1 protein-coding gene is annotated in these 1,227 nt (G+C 50.3%); it reads right to left on the bottom strand.

The window, feature by feature from the left end; genetic code table 11:
- Positions 1-1,227 (bottom strand): hypothetical protein (locus KDK18_RS04335; RefSeq protein ID WP_257253466.1); only part of this gene is annotated, 1,227 nt, incomplete at both ends.

Below are 1,227 nucleotides of genomic sequence, written 5' to 3'. Positions count from 1 at the left end.
CGGTTGGGTGTTGGTCACTAATGGTCTCAAACAGTTCGTCCAGTACGGCTTTCATACCTTCTGAGCAGCGGGTGTCTGAACGGGTTGATTGTTCTGAACAGGCTTCTCTGAAAGGTATTATTCTGTCCGGCTCTCTCGGTTCTACGACATAGGCACATTGAATACTCCGGATGTCCCCGGCCCTGCGAAGAGTCAGTGTATGAAGCCCGGTGTATACGTCCCTGGTCAGGATAAATGGCAAATCGGGTTTAATACTCAAGGCCACGATGTAGTCGTCAGGCGTCAGGCTGGGCAAGGCATATTGACCATTGTGCGATGACATGCACAGAGTCGCCAGCGTTCCGCTGGCTAAAGTCATTTCCCGGGCATGTTCTGGTAATGGGTCCGGGATCAGTACATCGTACCCCTGAATGTGTTGATCAGCCATCTCGGTCAGCTTGATTTCACCCTCAGCAGTCACATCAATATCCTTTGCCCTCCAACGATACATTGCGGAAGGAAAGTCTTGCGTATTAAAAACTTTATAATCCTTCACATCTGGTATCGCCCGATGCTCAAAGTTCGTTCTCCGGTCTAATGTATTACGCTCTTTCCCGTGAACCATTGGGATGTATTGTTCAGAACCCTCAACCCAATGGTTCTGCACATCACTTATCTGATGCCAGAACGCAGGCCACAATCGAACCGCATTGGAGTTCCATGCGCTTATCCGCTGATCAACCTCCCGAAGATAAGGTTGGGAAGGCGATAATTCCAGCGTTTGTTTTTCTTCTTCCGTCAGAGGAAACACGCAATTGGCGTCCACGCCAGTCTGACCATACTCACGATCAAACCAGCTTTGCTGCCAGTATCGATAAAGTGCCCGGGTGAGCGTATCGTCGGACGGGTCCGGCTTCAGGGAAAGACCGGACGCCTGCCACCTGGCCTGAGCAACCCTACTGATTATTTCCGTTCTGGCTTTCTCTCCATCCGGATCAGCCTTAATACGAATTTCATGGCGTTTTTCATCGATACTGTTGAGATGACTGCGTCGTATTAACCAGGGACGATCAGTGCGCGTTACCGTTTGGTTGAACCACTCGCACAATTCATAATCAAGCTCACCCTCACTCATGTTAAGAGCCATGTTAAGAGCCGGTGACTCTGGCAGTTCCTCCAGCAACAGGTTGGCGGCCATCAGATAAAGCCGGTAGTGCTGATTGAGGCATTGATGAAGTCCTTCTTCGG

The organism is Endozoicomonas sp. SESOKO3, from assembly GCF_024606255.1.
This window is presented reverse-complemented; position numbering and strand designations above follow the sequence as displayed.